The sequence below is a fragment of the Photorhabdus viridis genome, assembly GCF_040256935.1.
In the GTDB taxonomy this organism is placed as follows: Bacteria; Pseudomonadota; Gammaproteobacteria; order Enterobacterales; family Enterobacteriaceae; genus Photorhabdus; species Photorhabdus viridis.
On the sequence record NZ_JBEJZY010000021.1, the window covers coordinates 16,474 to 38,221 of the forward strand.

Genomic DNA, 21,748 nt, shown 5'->3' on the forward strand with positions numbered 1-21,748 from the left:
TGCCCCTGATACCTACCTATTATGTGGTGGATAACATAAAAATCCATCCTGATTTAATGAAACGGAGGATTGACTGCATTGAATTGGGTAGTAAGCCGACTTGTATGAGTATATAGATAAATACGGATTCAGAATATTCTTACTCATCGAGCAATAGCATCAATATAGACAGCTCTGCAAAGCAGAGTGTCGCATTTTGTTTTTTTATTGTAAAGATAAAACATAGGCAGATATACCCCCCTATTCGGGCTTTTGATGATTTTATGATATTTTGCAATAATTTACGTTTTGATCTTTTCTTAAGACACTTCTTTGTCAAGTCCCCCAATATAGTAATATTAGCAGCTATTTTTCTGGGTATTTATAAATTTTTAGTGATTTTTTGTTTCATTGTGTAACAAAGTGTTTCCAAGTGTATTTCTGTTTACATCTTGGAATTAGTTTCACATTGTAAATATTATTTTCGTTATTAATCAGGTGGGTGATTTTGATTTTTTGATCTATTTATCAATTTTCAATTGATCAAGAAACAATTTTTCTTGACTTTAATTAAATCTTTATTTTTCATGTTGATACGTCATTTATCCAATGAGGCGAATTATTGCTTTTAGTTAATTATTCTGTTTTTTGTTAAAAAACAATATTATTTTATTATAATGGCGTTAATTATAATATTTATGTTTGCTGGTGATGGGCAAACAATTTTGCAATTTAGATTTTATTTTGAAATGAGCTGTTTGGTATTTATTATTCATTTCAGCGTTCATACATTTGTAAGTGATTTTTTTCAAAATGAAATAGTTACTATTGAAATTAGTATGATCGCTATCTTAAATATGTTGACACAATTTCTTAAAGGATATTTTCATGCCAACTCCATGTTATATTTCCATCACTGGAAAAACCCAAGGTAATATTACCGCTGGTTCATTCACTGCTGAGTCAGTGGGTAATATTTATGTTCAGGGGCACGAAGATGAAATGCTGGTTCAGGCATTTGATCATGTAGTTACCGTACCAACTGATCCTCAATCAGGTCAGCCTTCTGGTCAGCGTGCTCATAAACCATTCCGTTTTACAGTTGCATTAAATAAATCGGTTCCATTGCTTTATAACGCATTGGCTTCTGGTGAAATGCTGACGAATGTGGAATTGAAATGGTACCGCACTTCTGTTGAAGGAAAACAAGAGCATTTCTTCACAACTCAGTTGGAAGATGCCACTATTATCGACATTGATTGCAAAATGCCTCATTGTCAGGATTCAACAAAATCTGAATTTACTCAGTTGGTTCGTGTTTCTCTGTCTTATCGTAAGATTAACTGGGAACATACAACCGCAGGTACTTCTGGCGCAGATGATTGGCGCGCACCTATTGTTGCCTGATAGGTAATATAATCATTCAGCCAATGGAATATCTTTTCATTGGCTGAAAAACTTAGTTGCTTTATTAAAATTAAGAATTATTAATAACTACCTTCAATTTCTTTCAGTTTGTTTTATTCTTTTTCTTTTCTGTTTTTACACGTATTATTTAACGATATTACTCAATGTTTACGATAACACTCAGTCATCTTTTTATGCTTTTACAACTTTTGCGTATTTATAGTATGTAAGCATTTCTTATGATTGGCAGAGAGAACACAGGTAGCAGCACTTTCTTAAATATCATATTTTATCCTGATAAAATGTTTTACCTATCTTAAACGTGAATAGATATGACAAGATTGCTTTTCTGAGTTTGGTATTCAGGATCCTGCCATTTTTATCGCTAATGGGGCTATAATGATGCCTTACCATCTGTCCCATCTACTGGGATGGGTTTTTAGTTGTCAGGTATTCCATACTGGCAAGTAATCTATTCTCTGCTCTGGGATCTAAAACCTAATGCTAAGTTATCGTCACAGCTTTCACGCCGGTAATCATGCCGATGTACTGAAACACACTGTACAAAGCCTGATCATTGAATCTCTTAAAGAAAAGGAAAAACCTTTCCTTTATTTGGATACTCATGCTGGTGCGGGTCGCTATCAACTCAGTGGTGAACGCGCTGAACGTACAGGTGAGTATCTGGAGGGGATTGCCCGCGTCTGGCAGCGTGAGGATCTACCACAAGAATTAAAAGCTTATATGAGTGCAGTAACTGCACTGAATCAGAGTAGTAATTTACGTTATTATCCGGGATCGCCTTTAATCGCCCGCCATTTGTTGCGACAGAATGATAAGCTTAATCTGACTGAACTGCATCCGAGTGACTATCCTTTATTGCGTAATGAATTCTCCCGTGATAACCGCTCTAGGGTTGTGCGTGAAGATGGTTATCAGCAATTAAAATCACAATTGCCGCCACAGAGTCGCCGTGGATTTATCCTGATTGATCCTCCTTATGAGCTGAAATCTGATTATCAGGCGGTTATTCAGGCCATTCAGGAAGGTTATAAGCGTTTTGCCACAGGTGTTTATGCGTTGTGGTATCCGGTGGTATTACGCCAGCCGATCAAACGTTTGGTTAGAGATCTGGAAGCAACGGGCATTCGCAGTATTTTGCAAATTGAGCTGGCTGTCCGGCCTGATAGCGATCAACGTGGGATGACCGCTTCTGGCATGATCGTAATTAATCCCCCCTGGAAGCTGGAACAGCAGATGAAATCGGTGTTGCCGTGGTTACACAAAGTTCTGGTGCCGGAAGGAACAGGCCACACATTGGTTAAATGGATTGCACCAGAATAACTTTCAGCAATGGCAGTGAGAGCCAGAACCATCACAACTGATTGATACTTTTTGCCATAATAGGCTATCGGGTATTGACTTTTTACACTGATTAGATGGAAACGATCCAAATGAGCAAACATTACAACTATATAGCAATTGGTGGTGGCAGCGGTGGCATTGCGTCAATTAACCGTGCGGCTATGTATGGGCAGAAATGTGCCCTGATTGAGGCTAAAGCATTAGGGGGAACTTGCGTTAATGTGGGATGTGTGCCGAAAAAGGTGATGTGGCATGCGGCGCAAATTGCTGAATCTATCCACCAGTACGGGCCGGATTATGGATTTGATACCACTGTCAATCGCTTTGACTGGAAGACACTGATTGCCAGTCGTACTGCTTATATTGATCGTATCCATCAATCTTATGAACGTGGTTTGGGTAATAATAAAGTTGATGTGATCCAGGGTTTCGCTCGTTTTGTTGATGAACATACGGTTGAAGTGAATGGAGAGAAAATAACCGCAGATCATATTTTGATTGCGACGGGTGGTCGCCCTGTGCGTCCTGATGTACCAGGCGCGGAATATGGTATTGATTCTGATGGTTTTTTTGAACTGGAAGAGATGCCAAAACGGGTTGCGGTTGTTGGTGCGGGTTATATTGCGGTGGAAATTGCTGGCGTATTGCACGCACTTGGCAGTGAAACCCATCTGTTTGTGCGCCAACATGCACCTTTGCGTACTTTCGATCCGATGATTGTTGAAACACTTCTGGAAGTTATCAATACCGAAGGACCCACTTTGCATACTGAATCTGTGCCGAAAGCAGTGATTAAAAATGTGGATGGTAGCCTGACTTTGCAACTGCAAAATGGCAAAGAACAAACCGTTGATACTTTGATCTGGGCTATTGGCCGTGAACCGGCAACGGATAATCTGAATCTGTCTGTAACCGCTGTTGAGCTGAACGAAAAAGGCTACATCAAGGTTGATAAGTACCAGAACACCCATGTGAAAGGTATTTATGCAGTAGGTGATAACACTGGTGCGGTGGAATTAACGCCTGTTGCGGTTGCAGCAGGTCGTCGTTTGTCCGAGCGCTTGTTTAATAATAAGCCGGAAGAATATCTGGATTACAGTAATATTCCAACTGTTGTATTCAGCCATCCGCCGATTGGTACTGTCGGTCTGACTGAGCCTCAGGCAAAAGAGCAGTTTGGTGAAGATCAGGTGAAAACTTATAAATCTTCTTTCACTGCGATGTATACCGCTGTCACTCAACATCGTCAGCCATGTCGGATGAAACTGGTGTGTGTCGGACTGGAAGAGAAGATTGTTGGTATCCATGGTATTGGTTTCGGAATGGATGAAATGCTGCAAGGTTTCGCTGTTGCATTGAAGATGGGAGCAACTAAGAAAGATTTTGATAATACGGTTGCAATTCATCCGACGGCGGCGGAAGAGTTTGTAACGATGCGGTAATAATATTGTCAAAAATTCATCTATACATCTTTTCTATTCTGGAAAATACGTTTAAAGGCCGGTTTTATCCGGCCTTTTGCTTAAAGGGGGATGGGAAAACTTTATCAAACTCCTGGGATAAGCTGATGTAAATTTAGGAAATCTCAGCAAAACGGTTATGGCATCTATCCCTTCTATGACTTATCTGGCTTTCTATAATTTCCACAGAACAATTTCCTGAGATATCAGCTGTGATAATGCGGTGATGTTGTTGAAAACCTTCTTACTATATGTTCTAAATTCTGAGCAATATTCCTCAGAAGGTTAGATTCAACCAGTTTTTTTAAAGTGGATTAAATAAAAAGGATTGAATGTGAAAAAACTTCAACAACAAAGCCGTAGGGATTTTCTCAGTCACACTGGTAAGCTGACCACTGTTTGCGCGGCGATTTCCCTGACCGGGGGGATTGTACAGGCGGCGCCGTCAACCGTCGTAGCCGAGGCATCACAGAGGCAGACTACTCTTACGGATCGTCATTACTACCTAAGTGATGTGCTGCTGGAAGAGGGATTTGAATATGACGGTGATACGGTGATCGGCACCCGTACTGCATTATATACGTTGGAAATTAAAGATGGCAGGATCGTTGCCATCCATGCTTCTGGTATGCCGCTTAACACGAATCAGCCATGCTATCAGGCACAGGAGCAGTTGCTGTTGCCCACCTTCCGCGATATGCACATCCATTTGGATAAAACTTTCTACAGTGGCCCGTGGCAGGCGCCGAGGCCGCTCCAGGGTAAAACCATTATGGATATGATTGCTTTGGAGCAGACTCTGATCCCCAAACTGCTGCCCACTTCTCAGCAGCGGGCAGAGAGCCTGATTGCCCTGTTGCAATCTAAAGGCAGTACGGTGGCACGCAGCCATTGTAATATCGATCCAGTTAGTGGTCTGAAAAGCTTGGAACATTTACAGTATGCTTTGGAAAATCACTGTGATGATTTCACTTGCGAAATCGTTGCCTTCCCACAGCACGGTTTGCTGCATTCTAAAGTGGAAGGGCTGATGCGCGAGGCGATACAGATGGGCGTGCAATACGTTGGCGGGCTGGACCCTACTAACGTGGATGCTGCGATGGAAAAATCATTGGATACTATGTTCCAGATTGCGCTTGATAATAACGTTGGTGTGGATATTCATCTGCATGAGATAAATTCGGAGGGTGTTGCTGCTATCAACTATATGATTGATACGGTGGAGAAAATACCGGCTTTGCGAGGCAAGGTGACTATCAGCCATGCTTTCGCTTTGACTACGTTGGATGAGGGCAAATTGGCAGAAACTGCTTCCCGTTTAGCGGAGCAGCAAATCACTATTGCCTCCACTGTACCGATCGGCAGCCTGATGATGCCGTTACCGCAGCTCAGTGCCAAAGGGGTGTTTATCATGACGGGTACTGACAGTGTGATTGATCATTGGTCGCCATTCGGCACTGGTGACATGTTGGAGAAAGCTAATTTGTATGCGCAATTGTACCATGGTTCAGATGAGTTTCATCTTTCCCGTTCTATGGCTATTGCTACAGGCGGTGTGTTGCCGCTTAACGACCAAGGCCAGCGTATTTGGCCTCAGGTGGGTGATAAAGCTGACTTTGTCCTGGTGGCAGCGAGTTGTTCTGCTGAAGCGGTGGCACGTCTGCCTACCCGTCAGGCAACGTTCCATCAGGGGCGTCTGGTGGCTGGTACTGTAGTCAAGGCTTGATTCAGAAAAAAGTACCGTCCTCGCCACTTTAATGATGGCGCTACCCCGGTAGAGAAAGATGGCACTGTTTGCCGCTGAAAAAGGGGACGTCCATCACATCACTACAAAATAGTAACGCCGGGCAATGGCCCGGCGAAAGGGTTAATGCAGCATCAGAATTTCAGCGAACCTTGCATGTAGAATATGCGCGGCTGCCCGGCGTAGATGCCTTTATTGTTATCATCATAGGAGCGGGTGTAATATTCGTGGTCGAAAATGTTTTTCACCCCAAAGGCCAGAGTTAGATTGGCCATTTGCGGACCGAAGTCATACGCCATGCGCGCATCCCACAGCATAAAGCCCGGAATGCGGCCGGTGCTGCCATCGGCGCTTTCCTGTACTGTGTTAGCGTTATCGGCAAACTGGCTGGATTGGAATTCGCTGTTGAGGTTGAAGGTCCAGTTGCCAGGTTTGTAATCCATACCAAGTGTACCTTTATGCTTCGGAGAGAACGGTACTTGATTGCCGTAGGTATCGCCTTTTTCACGAATTTCCGCGTTTACATACGTGTAGTTGGCGTAAACCGAAATGTTCTCCAGTTTAGGCGTAAGCTCGGAAAGGTTGTAACGTGCCTGAGTTTCCAGCCCTGTGTGTCGGGTTTTCCCACGTGCCGTAACAGTATCGTTGGTCTGGTTGGAGTCGTACTGATTGTTGAAGTTAATCAGGAACAGACCCATTTCCGCAGTCAGAGCGCCGTCGTCGTAGCGGGTTCCAACTTCCCAGGTTCGCGCTTTTTCCGGTTCTACATTGCCGCTCCGCACAGCCTTACCAATCTGGCTGTACTGTACGGTACCGAATGAGCTTTCCGTATTGGCATAAAGATTCCAGCTGTCAGTAACGTGATAAAGAACGTTGAGTGCAGGCAGCGGCGCATTGTAGCTTACTTCTTGGCGGGTGCCTTTCAGGTTGTTGTTTTGGATGGATTTGATATGTTCGAATCGTATCCCTGGAGTGATGGTCCAGTTGCCGATATCAATGCGGTCGTCAATGTACCAAGCATGAGCCTCGGTGCCGGAGCGGGTATTACGGTCATAAGGGCTCGACGTGCTGGGTAATTCGCCGCTGTTGGTGGCGGTGTAGTAACGCATTTCGTGACTGGATTCATTCACGTAACGGTAGCCAATCCCTACTTCATGGGCTGAAGGCCCTAAATTGAAGAGCTGGCTATAGCGCGGTTCGATGCTGCGCACCCAGTATTCCCGTGGGGAAAGGGTAATGCGTTTGCCCTGTTCGAGATAACCGCTGCGCAAGGTATGGGTATATAAGCTCTGAATATTGAATTTGTGCTGCTGGTCGGGCTGATACTGATAGCTGAGGCTTGCGAGCTGACGGCGGCCCCAGAAGCGATCATATGGGCGAGTGGATTGCCAGCGATTGGCATCGTAATCGGCGCGTGAAAGGCCGCCGGGCATGTCCGCGCTGCCATCATAATATTGCAGTAGGCTGTTGAAAGTGTGCGCTTCATTGGGTGTATAGCGGCTTTTGAGCATCACATCGTCAATGTGCGTGGCGCTGTGCTCGCGCCAGTCGCTGCCACGTGTGCCGGAGTAGAGAAGCGCTGTGCCGAAACCGTTATCTGCTGTACCTCCAATCACCAGATTGTGGGTTTCTTTTGGATTATTTTGTGAAGAGGTGGGGCTAAGCTGGCCTTCCACGCTTGCCTTAATACCAAAATCCTGTGGGATAGCGCGAGTCACGAAATTCACCACACCACCTACGCTTTGTGGTCCGTAGCGCACAGCGCCGCCGCCGCGTACCACGTCTACTGCGTCCATGTTGCCGAGAGATACTGGCGCCAACGATAGCTGTGGCTGGCCGTAAGGCGCGTAGGGGACCGGAATGCCATCCATCAGGACCGTAGAGCGGCTGGCAAGACGCGGGTTTAGGCCACGAATGCCGAAGTTCATCGCCAGGTCGTGGCTGCCGGTACCGTTGTTTTCCGGTGCGCTGACGCCAGGAATGCGGTTTAGTACTTCACGCATTGTTGTTGCGCCTGTTTTGGCAAAATCTTCACGGCGGATGACATCGCGTGCCCCTGCATGTTCAAACACGTCAGTTTCACGAGCACTGCCCAGCCAGTCGCCTATTACGGTCATCGAATCTTTCTGCATGACAGGCGCGGGTTCGAGCGTGAACGTGTTATCACCCAACGTTTTCGCCTGTAAATCAGTACCGGTCAGTAAGGTGTTCAGTCCATCGGTGATGGAATAATCGCCATGTAGGCCGTTACTCTGTTTGCCGCGCGTTAAACTGGCATCTACCGAAAGGGTAATACCAGCGCGGGTGGAATACTGATTGAGAACTTTATCCAGTTCGCCTGCATTAATGTCATAGTGTGCGCTAGCTGGCGCTACCGAAGCATACGCGATCCCGGAGGTTAGGCAAGCCAGCGGTAACAGGCTTAAGTGAACCGCCATTACCAGCGGTGTTGTTTTGTGAAACGCGCTCAGTGACCGTGCACGTAAAGGCATCATAACGTCTCCATAATCTTTTGTTGCTGTATTTACTTATAAGTCGAATGAAGAGGCAAAAAGGGACAACCGAAAATGATTATTTTTACGTTAATGATTTTTATGCGGGCAGAACATTCACCCAGTAACGGGTAATATATTGAATCTTAACGGGAAGTGTTTTTTCTATGACGGTTAATACCGTATCGGTATTTTTTATCGGGAAAGTGCCGCTTAACCGTAGTGAGGCGACAGCTGGGTCGCAGCGTAATACGCCGTTGCGATAGTGTGCGAGGGTCGCGATCACTTCATTTAGTGGCTTGTCGCTGAAGCTTAATATACCCTGCGTCCACGCGTTATCTTCGGCGATTGCCGTTGTCAGTTCGCTAAAATCGGTAGCGCTGAATCTTAAGCTTTTACCTTGACTCACAATATATTTGCGGTCAGCGCCGGTCAATATCACTTCTACGGCATGCTGCTGCACGCTAACTAGCGTGGTGTTGTCTTCCTGACGAACCGTAAATTCGGTACCCAACGCGGTCAGTTGTGCCTGGCGGGTTTGTACGCGCAATAACCTTGTTCCGGCATTGTGCCCGGTGGTGATGGCAATTTCGCCATACCAGAGATGCACCAGACGTTGCTGAGGGTCAAAACGGACATCTACTGCGCTGTCAGTATTGAGTGTAAGCAGTGTACCATCACTCAGTCGATGCTGCTGAATGTCCCCTTTAGCAGTACGGTAACCGGCTCGCAGACCCTCTCCTGTTTCTGAATGCCACAGTTGCCAGATACCGCCAACCCCTAGTAGCAACAGCACGCTTTACATCATTCTGCGGCGTGACAGGTGCGTTTCCTGAAGTGTACGGCTTGACACATTGCCTGGCACCACAAGCATCTGGTTACGCAGATTTTCCACCTGTTGCCATGCCCACTGATTATCCTGATGTTGTTCGTACCAACGTTGCCATTTTTCGGTTTGCCGTGGGCTTGCTTGATCGCTACTCAGTACTGCATACCAGTGTGATGCTGATTTTAGGGCCTGGAGACGAGAATTGGTCAATGTGGTATTCATATCAGAGCCCATGCTCCAGGCGAAACAGCAAGCAATGCTCGGTGGCTTTAGCCATATATTTTTTTACGGAACTGACAGACACATTAAGACGTGAAGCGATGTCGCTGTAGGTCAGACTTTCAAGCTGAGACAGTAAAAACGTTTGGCGCATTTTGCTGCTCAGGCCATCGATCATCTGGTCGATTTGTTGGAGCGTCTCAAGTTGACACTGACGAATTTCTGGCGAGGGTATAAGCGCCTCAGGCTGTTGCGCAAGTAGTTCCAGATAGGCTTTTTCCAGAGCGTTGCGGCGAAACAGATCGATCATCACCCTTTTGGCGATAGTGCAGAGGAAGGATTTTGGGTCGCGAATTGTCTGTAGCGAATCATTGGTTATTACGCGGAGGAAAGTATCCTGTGCTACGTCGTCGGCGTCAAAGGAGGATTGCAGTTTGGGCGTGAGCCAGTTTTTCAGCCAGCCGTGATGCGCGCCGTAAAACGATTCAAGCGTCAGCTCAGCGGAAACAACAATGTAGTCAGACATAGCTTTATAATATCAAAAGTTAATAATCACGGTATCATCTTAATGTGAGAATGGTAATCATTACAATTGTTCTTGAAGGTTTTTATTTCATGTTAACGTGATGTCGAGTCGGTGTGGTCGCGAGACTTGTCGCAAGCCGAGCTTGAATTTACGTGATCCTGAAATTGCTGCTCTTAAGCAAAGCTGACGTTAAATAAGTTGCTTCTCAGTAGGGCGGTGGTGATAAAGGCAAACCGAAACATATCCGCAAAGTCGTTATCACCACTGATGTTTTTACTGTAATTCTTTACGAACCAATTCAATTACCTGTTTGACTTCGTTGCTGTTTAGCTTACCTTCTTTGGCAAACTTCGCTACGCCGTTTTTATCCAGGACAATAATGGCGGAATTTTTAGGTTCCAACTGCCAGGTTTTTTTGACTACACCATTGCTGTCAGCGATAAACTGGGACCAAGGAAACTCTTTTTTACTGTCTTCAATACTGCTGCGGACAAATGGCCCGGTACCAAATATGGCATCACTAACATTGATGATGGTGGTTGTTTGGTATTTTTCTTTTGAGAAATCAGCACGTTTTATTTCTTCTATCAGTGGAGCATTCAGTTCTTTCGCTGCACTACGACCTGCAATATGTTGTATGACTCTCACTTTTCCGATCAATTTTCCACTATCCCAATTTTGGTAGCTAAACTTATTATTGTTGAGTAACAACTCACCTTTATCAGAAACACTGACCGCAGGAACATTCTGTTCCAGGTTAATGTTGTGAGCCAATGCCAGAGCAGGAGAGCAAAGTAGTGCAGCATATAACATAAAATTCTTGATCATAATTTTTCCTTTGTAAGTGAATGTGACGATGCACGGGTTTTTAGCATAGCGGTTATCAGTTGATTTATCTCTTTAAAGAAGATCAATTTTTTAACATTAAGTAAGAGATAAATTTACATAATTATGCATATCTAAATATCTGTCATTTTATGTAAATTCAGTGCGTAAAACTAAAAATGGGGGGAACAAAATCCGATAAACTCAGTCTACTATTCTACATAGCGGTGTGGTGTATGGAGTTGGTGCGCCAAACGTAACCGTAAGAAGCATAGGAGGAAAAAAGCAGAGATGAAAATTTTTCACCGATATAACCCACTGAAAATTGCTCTCTACGTTAAAACTTTATTCCGTGGACGTTTATACATTAAAGATATGGGGGCTTTTGAATTCGACTGCGGCAAAATTTTACCGCCGAAGGTGAGAGACAAACGCCATTTCAGTGTGATGAGTGAAGTTAATCAGCAGGTGCTACGTTTGCAGGCCGAAATAGGATAGATAACGAGAATAGCCGCGAGTAGCATACTGAATGATCTGCGCCACGATTAGGTGGCGCTTTATGAGAAGATTAAACGGCCTCAGTTTAAAAACAGGCCGTTTTTATTTATCATCACAGATGGTTGGGTTATGAGCGGGAGCCGTGATGAGGGTGTCAGTGATTTTTGTGACTAATAGCTGATCGATTTTGTAGTTATCAATATCGACAACTTCGAACTTATAACCCGCAAATTTGACTGAATCAGTACGTTTTGGAATTTTCCTTAACCGGAACATCATAAAGCCTGCAATGGTTTCGTAGTTACTGGAATCAGGGAAATCATCAATATCCAATACCCGCTGCACATCATCAATCGGTGTTCCGCCTTCAACCAGCCATGAATTTTCGTCCCGGACGACAATCTGCTCTTCTTGACCTTGACCAACCAAATCACCCATCAGGGTAGTCATAACATCATTGAGGGTAATCACACCCATGACCAGCGCATATTCATTCAGGATAATAGCGAAATCTTCACCGGCAGCTTTAAAGCTTTCCAGGGTATCTGAAAGCGTTAAGGTATCTGGAATGATCAGCGCGTTGCGGATCTGGACGCCTTTATTGAAGCTCAGGCTTTGACCACTCAGGACTTGGTTAAGCAGATCTTTGGAATCTACATAACCGATAACATGATCAATATCTCCGTCACATATCAGATATTTGGAATGTGGTTGGGTGGAAACCTGTTGTTTGATACTTTCTTCGCTTTCATTTTTATCAAAGTAGACGACGCTTTCCCGTGAGGTCATGGCAGAAGGAACGGTACGGGATTCGAGCTCGAATACGTTTTCAATCAGTTCATGCTCTTGTTTACGCAGAATACCAGCAACAGCTCCTGCTTCCACAACCGCGAAAATATCGTCAGATGTGATGTCTTCATTACGCGCCATCGGAATTTTAAAGATTTTAAAGATAAGATCAGCCAGCCCATTAAATAACCAAACTAATGGGCGGAAAATTGTCAGACAGAAACGCATTGGATTAACGATTTTCACCGCGACAGCTTCTGGCTTGATCATACCGATACGCTTTGGCGTCAGGTCAGCAAGTAAAATAAATGCACTGGTTACAATGATAAATGAACAGATAAAGCCGAGTTGTTCTGCCCATTCTGGTCGCATAAATTGAATGAAAAAAGTTTTCAGTGAAGGAGAGAATGCCGATTCACCGACAACACCTGCCAAAATGGCGACTGCGTTCAGGCCGATTTGCACAACGGTAAAAAACATCCCTGGAGATTCTTGTAATTTGAGGACATGAGCTGCATTGATATTACCTTCATCTGCCATCAGTTTTAATTTGATTCTCCTTGAGGCGGCAAGAGAGATTTCAGATAACGAAAAAAAGGCGCTGATCGCGCACAGTAGAAGCACCACTAATAGACTATTGAGCATAAGGTATCCATGTTTTACCTCCGGTGATAGGGTAGGTTATCGTTGAAAGAACACCAGAGGAAACAATAAAAATCATATAAAATAAAAAGTTGTAATAAATGCTTAGAAAGCTATTGATTAGTGTGTAAATTATAACACCAGTTTAGATGAGCCGGCTAGTTTTTGCTCATTTGTGGCAGGCAAACACCGATGCCGCCTAACCCGCAGTATCCCTCAGGATTTTTAAACAGATACTGCTGGTGATAGTCTTCAGCAAAGTAGAATGGCCCTGCCTTTGTGATCTCGGTGGTAACAGGTCGGTTATCTTGTTGTTGTTGCATGGCTTTTTGGAAGTGCTCAAGGCTGGCTAATGCCAGTTCATGTTGCTGAGGTGACACAGTATAAATCGCGGAACGATACTGACTACCAATATCCCCTCCCTGACGCATTCCTTGAGCCGGGTCGTGGTTTTCCCAGAAAAGTTTTAACAGGTTTTCGTAACTATTTTTTGCCGGATCATAAACAATTCTGACAACCTCGGCGTGACCGGTCAGGCCGCTACAGACTTCTTCATAAGTTGGGTTTGGTGTTGTACCACCGCTGTAACCCGCAGAAGTAGTGTAAATATCAGATTGTTGCCAGAACAGCCGTTCTACGCCCCAGAAGCATCCCATACCAAAGTAGGCAACTTCCATATTGGCTGGAACAGGCTCTATTGCATGATTGGTGACAGTATGGTTAGGTGAAATCTTCAGTGGTTCAGCTCTTCTTGGTAATGTACTTTGAGGATCAATAGATGGGGTTTTATTAGCTAAAGTTGGCACAATTCCCTCCTGTAATTATTAAGTTTTCAGATATTGATAGATTGTATATATTATAAACTTTACTCAAGATTAATTTTATTATAGTCAAATTATTCCGATTAGGTTAGGAGTTCGCGTGTCGAGATACCCCATTTTATGCTTTCTTTGTGTGTCTATCGCAACTCCCATCGCTCATAGTGCTAGTCTTCGCCTGAAAATAGAAGGATTAACTGGCAGTTTAGAAAAAAATGCCCGAGTTCATCTTTCCACCATCAGTACTGACGAAGTTGCGGCAGATGGTCGTTTCCGCTCTCGTGTGGATAAAGCGATTCGTGAAGGTTTGCGTCCCCTTGGTTATTATGAACCCATTATCGAATTTACCTATCAGGAAAATAAACCCCCCGCTCGTTCGGTATTAACAGCAAAAGTCACGGTCGGTAAACCTGTACGGATTGCCGGTGTTAATGTTGTTTTGGAAGGTGGGGCTAAGACAGATGGAGATTATGCCAAACTTGTTAAAAACAAAAGCCCGAAAAAAGGGACAATTCTTAATCATGGTGGTTATGAAAGCTTTAAAGGTTCTCTGACCGGGCTTGCTATTAGAAAAGGTTATTTTGACGCCGTAATGGAAAAGAGCCAATTGGGTGTTGCTAAAGAGCGGCATGAGGCATTTTGGGATTTTAATTTTAACAGTGGTGAGCGTTATCACTTTGGTCAGATATATTATCGTGGTTCACAAATTCGTGAAGATTATTTGAGTCACTTGGCGCCGTTCAAAGAAGGGGATTTTTATACCTCGGAACAATTGGCTGAATTCAACCGGCGGCTGGCCGAAACGGGTTGGTTTAATTCAGCATTAGTGATACCTGATTTTAATGCTGCCAGAAAAAGTGGCAATAAGATTCTCCCTCTTGATGCGGTATTAATACCACGTTCCAAAAACTATGTTGAATTAGGTGGGGGTTATGGAACAGACGTCGGGCCACGGGTAAAAGCTAAGTGGACAAAACCGTGGCTGAATTCTCGTGGGCATAGCCTTGGCGCGAGTATTAACTTTTCTGCACCTGAACAGGTAATTGATGCTACCTATAAAATGCCGCTGAAAACGAATCCTTTGGAGCAATATTATGCGTTGCAGGCGGGTTATAAACGTAAGGATGTCAATGATACCGTATCAGATACTGCGACGGTGAACCTTTCTCGTAATTGGGATCTTTCAACTGGTTGGCAGTATGGGATCAATATGCGCTGGAGCCTCAGCCACTTTACTCAAGCGAATGTCACGAACACTGCTATGTTGTTGTATCCGGGAGTGAACGTGAGTCGTATCCGCCAACGTGGGGGTACGATGCCTTATTGGGGCGATAGCCAGCGTTATTCTATTGATATTTCTGATACCCTTTGGGGTTCTGATGTGGATTTTCTGGTATTACAGGCGCAAAACGTTTGGATCAGAACTTACTGGGATAATCATCGTTTTGTTGCCCGGGGTAATTTGGGGTGGATAGAAACCAATGAGTTCCAGAAAGTCCCCCCTGATTTACGTTTCTTTGCGGGTGGCGATCGCAGTGTCCGTGGTTACCAATATCAGAAAATTTCTCCTAAAGACGATAAAGGAAAATTGACCGGGGCATCCATGCTGATCGTGGGTTCGCTTGAGTATCAATATAACGTAATGGGTGATTGGTGGAGTGCCGTTTTTGTTGATACTGGTGAAGCAGTCAATGATGTTAGAAGGAGCAATTTTAAAACCGGCGCAGGTGTTGGTGTGCGTTGGGCTTCTCCTGTCGGACCCATTAAGTTTGATCTTGCCAGGCCAATAGGGGATTCAGAATCCCGTAATATCCAGTTTTACATCGGGTTAGGATCTGAATTATGAGATGGATTAAGAAGGTCAGTATTGCTTTTTTGCTGATTATTACGCTGTTGGTTATTGCTGTTGCCGGATTAGTAGGAACGCAATCTGGCCTGCATACTCTGATTAACAGTGCCATCCGTTGGGTACCGGGGCTGGATATTGCCAGTGTCAGTGGTGGCTGGCGTGATTTGACCCTGAAAGGTATCAGGTATCAGATGCCCGGTGTTGATGTTAATGTGAATCAACTCCATCTTTCGTTGCATCTTTATTGTCTTAAAAGTAGTCAGTTATGTATTAATGCATTGACGACAGAAGGCGTAAAAGTGGCGATTAACACCAAACAATTGCCACCTGCGAGAGAGCCATCGTCAGAATCAGCGCCTTTGACTGAATTAGAGACGCCGTATCCGATTTTACTGAACTTGCTATCCATTAAAAATGCGGTGGTCACTGTAGATGATAGGGTATTTGCCCTTGATGAATTCAGGACTGCGGCTAAGTGGCAGCAAAAGGCATTAATTCTTAAGCCAACGAAAATCAATGGATTGCTGGTGGGATTGCCAAAAACGACTTCTGAGCAATTGAAAACAGCGGAAGCAGCAGAGAAAGCAAAGCAGGAAGTTGAACCAAAAAAGTCGTTGGGAGAAATCCTGAAGACATTATTCTCTCAGCCGCTATTGGCAGCGTTACCTGAAGTGCCTATTCCACTGGATATTACTGTTGAAGAGATCAGTGGTAAGCAATTACGGCTGACTGGTGACACCAATATCACAATCAATGATTTATTACTGCAAGTGAGTAATCAGGGGCAGCAGATTCAGCTCGATAAATTGAATGTAAAGGCACCGGAAGGTTCTTTAGCCGTTCATGGTTCCGCGACTTTGGCACAGCAATGGCCGGTAAAGCTGTCAATAAAAGGTGAGATAGATCAGCAAGAGATTCAAGGGCAAAAAGTTGACTTGAAGCTTAATGGAGCCTTGCTGGAACAACTCAACTTAATTCTGAATTTGTCTGGTCCTGTCAAAGCTAAAATTGATGCCCAGGTGGAACTGGCTAAGACAGGTTTGCCAGTGCGTATGACGCTTGAAAGTCAGCAACTGAGTTGGCCTTTGGCGGGAGAGCCTGAATATCAACTTGATAACGTAAAAATGCGCCTGAATGGTAAAACGAGTAGTTATGATTTGTCATTGCGTTCGGACATTAAAGGTAATGAAATTCCACCGGCATTATTGGTGTTGGATGCTAAAGGTAATGAAGAACGCTTTAAGTTGACTCGCTTGCGCTTGTCTGCTTTGCAAGGAAGGACTGAACTGGTCGGTGTGGCAGATTGGAGTAAAGCGGTAAGTTGGAATGCGGTGTTGACGCTTTCTGGCATTAATACCGTTGAACAGTGGCCGGAATGGCCAGCCAAAATAGAGGGAAAAATAGTGACCCGTGGCAGTTTACACGGTGGTAGCTGGCAGCTCCGAATCCCGGAAATAACGCTTGATGGTAATGTAAAACAGAACTTGATAAAAGCCAGGGGTAAGATTTCAGGTAATGCGGCTGGTCAGTGGAATATTCCTCAATTTGAGCTGGCTTTAGGGAGTAATAAAATCAATCTCCAGGGGCAGTTGTTCAAACAGTGGCAACTTGATGGCGATATCAGAGCACCGAGGCTGGATGGTTTATTACCGGGACTTGGCGGTGTTGTTAATGGGACGCTGAAACTGCGTGGTAATATGCAAGCGCCTCAAATTCTGGCTGATCTGAATGCTAATGGGTTGAAATGGCAGAATTTGCGCATTGATAGTGTGAATGTGAAGGGTGATGTACGCTCTGCTGCGCAGATCCAGGGCGATTTTGCTATTAAAGTCGGTCAGTTGAAACAGGCTGATTTAATCGTTCGTAGTTTGACGTTGAATGCTAAGGGCAATGAAAAACAGCATAATTTGCAATTGAAGGTCGATGGTGAGCCAGTTGCCGGTCAACTTGCGCTTAATGGTAGTTTTGATCGCAAGCAACAACGATGGAAAGGCGATATTAATAATACCCGTTTTGATACCCCGGTTGGCGAATGGCGTTTAACCAAAGCTATTACTATTGATTATTTCAATCAGCAACAGAAAGTCACTGTGGGTACTCATTGTTGGTTGAATCCACATGCGCAGCTCTGCGTACCGAAACCCATTGAAGCGGGTGCCAACGGTAGTGCATCTATTGCTCTTGATCGTTTTGATCTTGCTATGATTCAACCATTATTGGGGCCTGAAACACATTTGAAAGGTGTATTCAGTGGTAATGCTGATGTTAAATGGAGTGCTGGGGGGGGATTGCCTCAGGCTAACGTTAATCTGCGTGGTGATGCGGTGCAGGTTAAGCAAGTGATTGATGGCATCGCATTACCTGTAGATTTTCAAACCCTGACACTCAATGTAGGCTTGAAGAATGGAGCCGCAGAGCTGAATTGGCTGTTTAAAATTATGGGAAATGGTCAGTTTAACGGTGCGGTACAGGTTGCTGATCTTGAAGGGCGTCGCAAACTATCGGGCAATGTAGGTATTCAGGATATTTCACTGGCGTTGATCAAACCGATTCTTGGAAAAGGTGATAAGGCAGAGGGTCATTTGAACGCTAATCTGAGTCTGGGTGGAAATGCCAAAAATCCATTACTGTTTGGTCGGTTGAATTTGAGTGAACTGCAAGCTTCGGGCCATTGGATTCCATTTGATATCACTCAAGGGCAACTTGGTGTAAATTTTGATGGAATACGTTCCGATCTTGATGGTGTTCTCAAAACCCCGAAAGGGCAGCTTAACCTGAATGGTGATGCTGACTGGCGTAATTTGGATGCGTGGCATGCAAGAATTGCCGCTAACGGTGATAAGTTGAGGGTAACTTTGCCACCAATGGTGAAAATTGATGTCAGCCCTACTCTGGTGTTTGAGGCTTCTCCCCAGTTGCTGAAATTGGGTGGTAATATTGATATTCCCTGGGCGCGTATTACAGTTAAAGAACTACCCGAATCGGCTGTTGAAGTTTCATCGGATGAGATTATGTTGGGTGAGAATCTTCAGCCGTTGGAAGTGAAAAAAGCGTCAATCCCGATTCAAAGTAATTTGACGATTCATATAGGCGATGATGTTCGACTCAGTGCATTTGGCCTCAAGGTGAAACTTAGAGGCGCGCTGAAAGCTGTTCAGGGTGAACAAGGCTTGGGTTTGAATGGTCAAGTTGATGTTCTCGATGGTAGTTTCCATGCCTATGGGCAGGATCTGATTGTTCGTAAAGGGATGATTGTGTTTTCAGGTCCACCGGATCAACCATTGCTTAATATCGAGGCTATCCGTAACCCAGAATCAACTGATGGTCGTGTTATTGCAGGGGTGAGAGTTACCGGTTTGGCGGATCAGCCAAAAGTGGAAATTTTTTCAGAACCTGCCAAATCACAACAGGAAGCGCTTTCTTACCTGTTGCGTGGTCAAGGGTTGGAGAGCAGTGACTCGGACAACTCACAGATGAGGGCAATGTTGATAGGTTTGGGGATTGCGCAGAGTGGTCAGTTGGTGGGTAAAATCGGTGAAATATTTGGTGTTTCCGATTTAGCACTGGATACTCAAGGGGTTGGTGATAAATCACAGGTAGTTGTTAGCGGAAATATCACAAAAGATCTGCAAGTTAAATATGGCGTTGGTATATTTGATTCACTGGCAACATTAACTTTACGCTATAGGTTAATGCCTAGATTGTATCTGGAAGCAGTGTCTGGTATTGATCAGACATTGGATTTGCTCTATCAGTTTGAGTTTTAAAAATGCGAATTATTGTTTATGGCAGCTTACGGCGCAAACAGGGCAATCATCACTGGATGACCGATGCTCAATGGTTAGGGGATCATAAGCTGGAAGGTTATGAGCTGTATGACCTTGGGCATTATCCTGCGGTTATCCGTGGTGACGGGAGTATTGAGTGTGAGATATATCGTATCAATTCTACTATCCTGACAGAATTAGATGATTTGAAAGATAATTCTCGAGAGTACGTAAGGGAGTTGATTCAGACTCCGTATGGCAGTGCATGGATATATCTTTATCAGTTTCCGGTCGCGGGTTTACGACGGATAAAAAGCGGCGATTGGCTGAAACGCCACGAAAAAGAGTAAAGCGAAGTTCCCTTTTATACTGAAGGTAAAGGGACTGTGATATTAAAAACCTCTGTTAGAGATCTTTTGGCAGAGGTTTTTAATTATGTAGGCAGAGAAAAATTATTTCTTAGCCGCACGTTCGAAAGAGGAGATAATTTCTGCTTTAGCAGCTTCGGCGTTATCCCAACCGTCAACTTTAACCCACTTACCTTTTTCCAGATCTTTGTAGTGCTCAAAGAAGTGAGTGATCTGAGCGCGTAGCAATTCTGGCAGATCGTTCATATCTTTAATGTGATCATACTCTTTGGTCAATTTGCTGTGTGGAACCGCAACCAGTTTCGCATCTTCACCTGATTCATCAGTCATTTTCAGAACGCCAACTGGACGGCAACGGATCACAGAACCTGGTTGCAGTGGGTATGGAGTTGGAACCAGAACATCAACCGGATCACCATCCAGAGACAGAGTATTGTTGATGTAACCATAGTTGCATGGATAGAACATTGCGGTAGACATAAAACGATCTACAAACAGTGCACCAGACTCTTTATCAACTTCATATTTAATTGGATCTGCATTTGCAGGGATTTCAATGATGACGTAAATGTCTTCAGGTAGTTCTTTCCCTGCCGGTACTGAGTTCAGACTCATGAAAGTTTCCTTTATTTCAAATCAGAATGGAGTGGGAGGGTATTATAGCCAAAACATTTTTCAAAGTACTCTCCATTTTTCTGACAAGTCGCTTGTTGGTAAATGCTGTCTCTGAGTTTGCTGATAGTCCCGTGGTGCAGTCACTAACGGATAATACAGATTGCCCACTTAATGCCTGACGAGATCCAGCTTCCCGTAAGACACCAGCCAGATAGTATTTCTCATTCTGACCCGATGTGACGATACGTTGTTGTCCCCGTAATTGCCAGTTTGCACCTATTTTAGGATTGAAGTGTATATCGACTTCATCTTCGTAAAATATCGGATGGTCAAGACTGCCTTTCTTCAGTACTTCATTTATCTGGAACAGTTATTTAGCAAAAGTCGGCGAGCTCATGGAGTAGGCTTTGGTGAACAACATAAGTGAAAGTAAAAAGAAAGAATGTCAGTATTATTGGAAAGTTATTTGGTTGGTGTTAACTACATTAAATATTTCAAATTCCACAGTATGTTCACATTGATTTTACATTATTGTTCTGATTTGTTAGTATAAATAACAAATTATAGGATGATTTGTTTCAGGGGCAGGGATGTTTGTACTAGATAATGCTGTTCGAGAAAGAAAAATTGAAAAATTATTGGAAATCGAAAAGTATATTTCAAAAAGTTGGTACTATAGGTCTTTAGGAGGAAAAACCCAGTTTATCCCATATCATTTCAGAAGTTCGGAACACTATACACGGATAAAACATACCAACGATGTTATCAATTGCATTCCTCTGTTTGGTAGCGAACTCGATGAATTTGAGCTTTGTCTTTGCCGTATTTCTGGAATGCTTCATGACATTGGTCATCCCCCGTTTGGCCATTCAGGCGAGCGAGTATTGAATGAGCTAATGTCAGAGCATGGGGGGTTTGAAAGCAATGCTCAAAGTGTCAGGATAGCTTGCCAGTATCTTGAACTTCCAAGTTTAATTTCTTCACTTTGTATTAAATACAATTATGTAATCCCAATACACCCACATTTTCGAAACACCACACTATTCAAGGGGGTTTATGAATCGGAAAGTTTTCTTCTGACGTTATCAAGGGATTATAATCTGGAGAAATTAAAAACTGTTGTGAATTACGCCGACGAAATCTCTTACACTATCAGCGACATAAAAGATATGGTGACTGAGCGAGGGGATGCGATTCTTTTAGACTCATATCGAAAAACACATTATCTGGATGTGTGTAAGGTCATCACTGAGATGATAGATCAAAGTACCACCGAGATAGCTTCCACAGTACTTACACAATTTTTCTTCGATTCTAAAGGGCAGATTAATTCCAATGCCCTCCGAGATTTCACCAGCTGTGCAGCGGCAATCAGTAAGCATTTCTTAATCGAACACGAATACGCAACAAAAGAAGATGAATATTCAAGACAGATACTTTCTTGTTTATTTGAATCACTGATTCAGAGGCGGCAAGAGAATGAATCAGCTCGAGATATCGTTGATTTGATTTCATCGTTAACTGAGCAACAAACATTAACATATTATTAAAGTAAG

General features: G+C 43.9%; 15 protein-coding genes and 2 pseudogenes. 9 read left to right on the plus strand and 8 right to left on the minus strand.

The window, feature by feature from the left end; genetic code table 11:
• Positions 1-867 precede the first annotated feature (867 nt).
• From ABR397_RS10735 to ABR397_RS10750, 4 genes are all read left to right on the plus strand, one after another.
• A complete protein-coding gene (locus ABR397_RS10735) occupies positions 868-1,386 on the plus strand; it encodes an Hcp family type VI secretion system effector (protein ID WP_021323277.1) in 519 nt (172 codons plus the stop codon).
• A gap of 501 nt (positions 1,387-1,887) precedes the next feature.
• Positions 1,888-2,730 (plus strand): 23S rRNA (adenine(2030)-N(6))-methyltransferase RlmJ, encoded by an 843-nt coding sequence (locus ABR397_RS10740; RefSeq protein ID WP_350305753.1) that lies wholly within the window; start codon positions 1,888-1,890, stop codon positions 2,728-2,730.
• A gap of 110 nt (positions 2,731-2,840) precedes the next feature.
• The gene (gene gorA, locus ABR397_RS10745) at positions 2,841-4,193 is read left to right on the plus strand and encodes a glutathione-disulfide reductase (protein WP_350305754.1); all 1,353 of its coding nucleotides are present in this window, start codon (positions 2,841-2,843) and stop codon (positions 4,191-4,193) included.
• A gap of 352 nt (positions 4,194-4,545) precedes the next feature.
• Positions 4,546-5,937: an amidohydrolase family protein gene (locus ABR397_RS10750; RefSeq protein WP_350305755.1), complete on the plus strand. Its 1,392-nt coding sequence runs from the start codon at positions 4,546-4,548 to the stop codon at positions 5,935-5,937.
• Positions 5,938-6,089: 152 nt separating this feature from the next.
• Here the strand turns inward: ABR397_RS10750 and fecA are convergent, their stop codons facing one another.
• From fecA to ABR397_RS10770, 4 genes and pseudogenes are all read right to left on the minus strand, one after another.
• Positions 6,090-8,450, minus strand: a complete 2,361-nt coding sequence (gene fecA, locus ABR397_RS10755; protein WP_350305756.1) for a TonB-dependent Fe(3+) dicitrate receptor FecA — start codon at positions 8,448-8,450, stop codon at positions 6,090-6,092.
• Between the two features lie 97 nt (positions 8,451-8,547).
• A pseudogene (fecR, locus tag ABR397_RS10760) lies at positions 8,548-9,498 on the minus strand (ferric citrate uptake sigma factor regulator FecR).
• Position 9,499: 1 nt separating this feature from the next.
• On the minus strand, positions 9,500-10,021 hold the full coding sequence (gene fecI / locus ABR397_RS10765; RefSeq protein WP_350305757.1) for a ferric citrate uptake sigma factor FecI: 522 nt from the start codon (positions 10,019-10,021) through the stop codon (positions 9,500-9,502).
• A gap of 273 nt (positions 10,022-10,294) precedes the next feature.
• Complete coding sequence (locus tag ABR397_RS10770) at positions 10,295-10,849, minus strand: YtfJ family protein (protein WP_350305758.1); 555 nt, start codon at positions 10,847-10,849, stop codon at positions 10,295-10,297.
• 288 nt (positions 10,850-11,137) lie between these two features.
• On the opposite strand from ABR397_RS10770, the gene ABR397_RS10775 reads away from it, so the two are divergent.
• Positions 11,138-11,344 (plus strand): DUF1107 domain-containing protein, encoded by a 207-nt coding sequence (locus ABR397_RS10775; RefSeq protein WP_011148633.1) that lies wholly within the window; start codon positions 11,138-11,140, stop codon positions 11,342-11,344.
• A gap of 102 nt (positions 11,345-11,446) precedes the next feature.
• Here ABR397_RS10775 and ABR397_RS10780 read toward each other — a convergent pair whose 3' ends face one another.
• Both ABR397_RS10780 and msrA read right to left on the minus strand, forming a co-directional pair.
• On the minus strand, positions 11,447-12,778 hold the full coding sequence (locus ABR397_RS10780; RefSeq protein ID WP_350305759.1) for a hemolysin family protein: 1,332 nt from the start codon (positions 12,776-12,778) through the stop codon (positions 11,447-11,449).
• A 155-nt stretch (positions 12,779-12,933) separates the two neighbouring features.
• Positions 12,934-13,581 (minus strand): peptide-methionine (S)-S-oxide reductase MsrA, encoded by a 648-nt coding sequence (msrA, locus tag ABR397_RS10785; RefSeq protein ID WP_350305760.1) that lies wholly within the window; start codon positions 13,579-13,581, stop codon positions 12,934-12,936.
• Positions 13,582-13,696: 115 nt separating this feature from the next.
• Here msrA and tamA point away from each other — a divergent pair, with 115 nt between their 5' ends.
• Genes tamA through ABR397_RS10800 form a run of 3 tightly spaced genes read left to right on the plus strand, consistent with a single transcriptional unit; the run spans position 13,697 to position 19,559 of the window.
• Positions 13,697-15,439, plus strand: a complete 1,743-nt coding sequence (gene tamA, locus ABR397_RS10790; RefSeq protein ID WP_350305761.1) for an autotransporter assembly complex protein TamA — start codon at positions 13,697-13,699, stop codon at positions 15,437-15,439.
• Positions 15,436-19,209: an autotransporter assembly complex protein TamB gene (gene tamB / locus ABR397_RS10795; RefSeq protein WP_350305762.1), complete on the plus strand. Its 3,774-nt coding sequence runs from the start codon at positions 15,436-15,438 to the stop codon at positions 19,207-19,209. Before tamA ends, tamB begins: the two co-directional genes overlap by 4 nt.
• A 2-nt stretch (positions 19,210-19,211) precedes the next feature.
• Positions 19,212-19,559, plus strand: a complete 348-nt coding sequence (locus tag ABR397_RS10800) for a gamma-glutamylcyclotransferase family protein (RefSeq protein ID WP_350305763.1) — start codon at positions 19,212-19,214, stop codon at positions 19,557-19,559.
• Positions 19,560-19,661: 102 nt separating this feature from the next.
• Here ABR397_RS10800 and ppa read toward each other — a convergent pair whose 3' ends face one another.
• Together ppa and ABR397_RS10810 are read right to left on the minus strand one after the other, a co-directional pair.
• Positions 19,662-20,192, minus strand: coding sequence for an inorganic diphosphatase (gene ppa, locus ABR397_RS10805; RefSeq protein ID WP_350305764.1), 531 nt, complete (start codon positions 20,190-20,192; stop codon positions 19,662-19,664).
• A 192-nt stretch (positions 20,193-20,384) separates the two neighbouring features.
• A pseudogene (locus ABR397_RS10810) lies at positions 20,385-20,553 on the minus strand (IS630 family transposase); the annotation flags it as partial.
• A gap of 229 nt (positions 20,554-20,782) precedes the next feature.
• Here ABR397_RS10810 and ABR397_RS10815 point away from each other — a divergent pair.
• Positions 20,783-21,742 carry an HD domain-containing protein gene (locus ABR397_RS10815; protein ID WP_350305765.1) on the plus strand — a complete coding sequence of 320 codons (960 nt, stop codon included), beginning with the start codon at positions 20,783-20,785 and terminating at the stop codon, positions 21,740-21,742.
• Positions 21,743-21,748 lie beyond the last annotated feature (6 nt).

What these genes read in the sequence shown, in the direction of transcription:
- ABR397_RS10735 (WP_021323277.1), top strand. Translation starts at nt 868, where the DNA reads ATGCCAACTCCATGTTATATTTCCATCACTGGAAAAACCCAAGGTAAT.
- fecA (WP_350305756.1), bottom strand. Translation starts at nt 8,450, where the DNA reads ATGATGCCTTTACGTGCACGGTCACTGAGCGCGTTTCACAAAACAACA.
- tamB (WP_350305762.1), top strand. Translation starts at nt 15,436, where the DNA reads ATGAGATGGATTAAGAAGGTCAGTATTGCTTTTTTGCTGATTATTACG.
- ABR397_RS10775 (WP_011148633.1), top strand. Translation starts at nt 11,138, where the DNA reads ATGAAAATTTTTCACCGATATAACCCACTGAAAATTGCTCTCTACGTT.
- ABR397_RS10770 (WP_350305758.1), bottom strand. Translation starts at nt 10,849, where the DNA reads ATGATCAAGAATTTTATGTTATATGCTGCACTACTTTGCTCTCCTGCT.
- ABR397_RS10815 (WP_350305765.1), top strand. Translation starts at nt 20,783, where the DNA reads ATGTTTGTACTAGATAATGCTGTTCGAGAAAGAAAAATTGAAAAATTA.
- gorA (WP_350305754.1), top strand. Translation starts at nt 2,841, where the DNA reads ATGAGCAAACATTACAACTATATAGCAATTGGTGGTGGCAGCGGTGGC.
- ABR397_RS10780 (WP_350305759.1), bottom strand. Translation starts at nt 12,778, where the DNA reads ATGCTCAATAGTCTATTAGTGGTGCTTCTACTGTGCGCGATCAGCGCC.
- ppa (WP_350305764.1), bottom strand. Translation starts at nt 20,192, where the DNA reads ATGAGTCTGAACTCAGTACCGGCAGGGAAAGAACTACCTGAAGACATT.
- fecI (WP_350305757.1), bottom strand. Translation starts at nt 10,021, where the DNA reads ATGTCTGACTACATTGTTGTTTCCGCTGAGCTGACGCTTGAATCGTTT.
- ABR397_RS10740 (WP_350305753.1), top strand. Translation starts at nt 1,888, where the DNA reads ATGCTAAGTTATCGTCACAGCTTTCACGCCGGTAATCATGCCGATGTA.
- ABR397_RS10800 (WP_350305763.1), top strand. Translation starts at nt 19,212, where the DNA reads ATGCGAATTATTGTTTATGGCAGCTTACGGCGCAAACAGGGCAATCAT.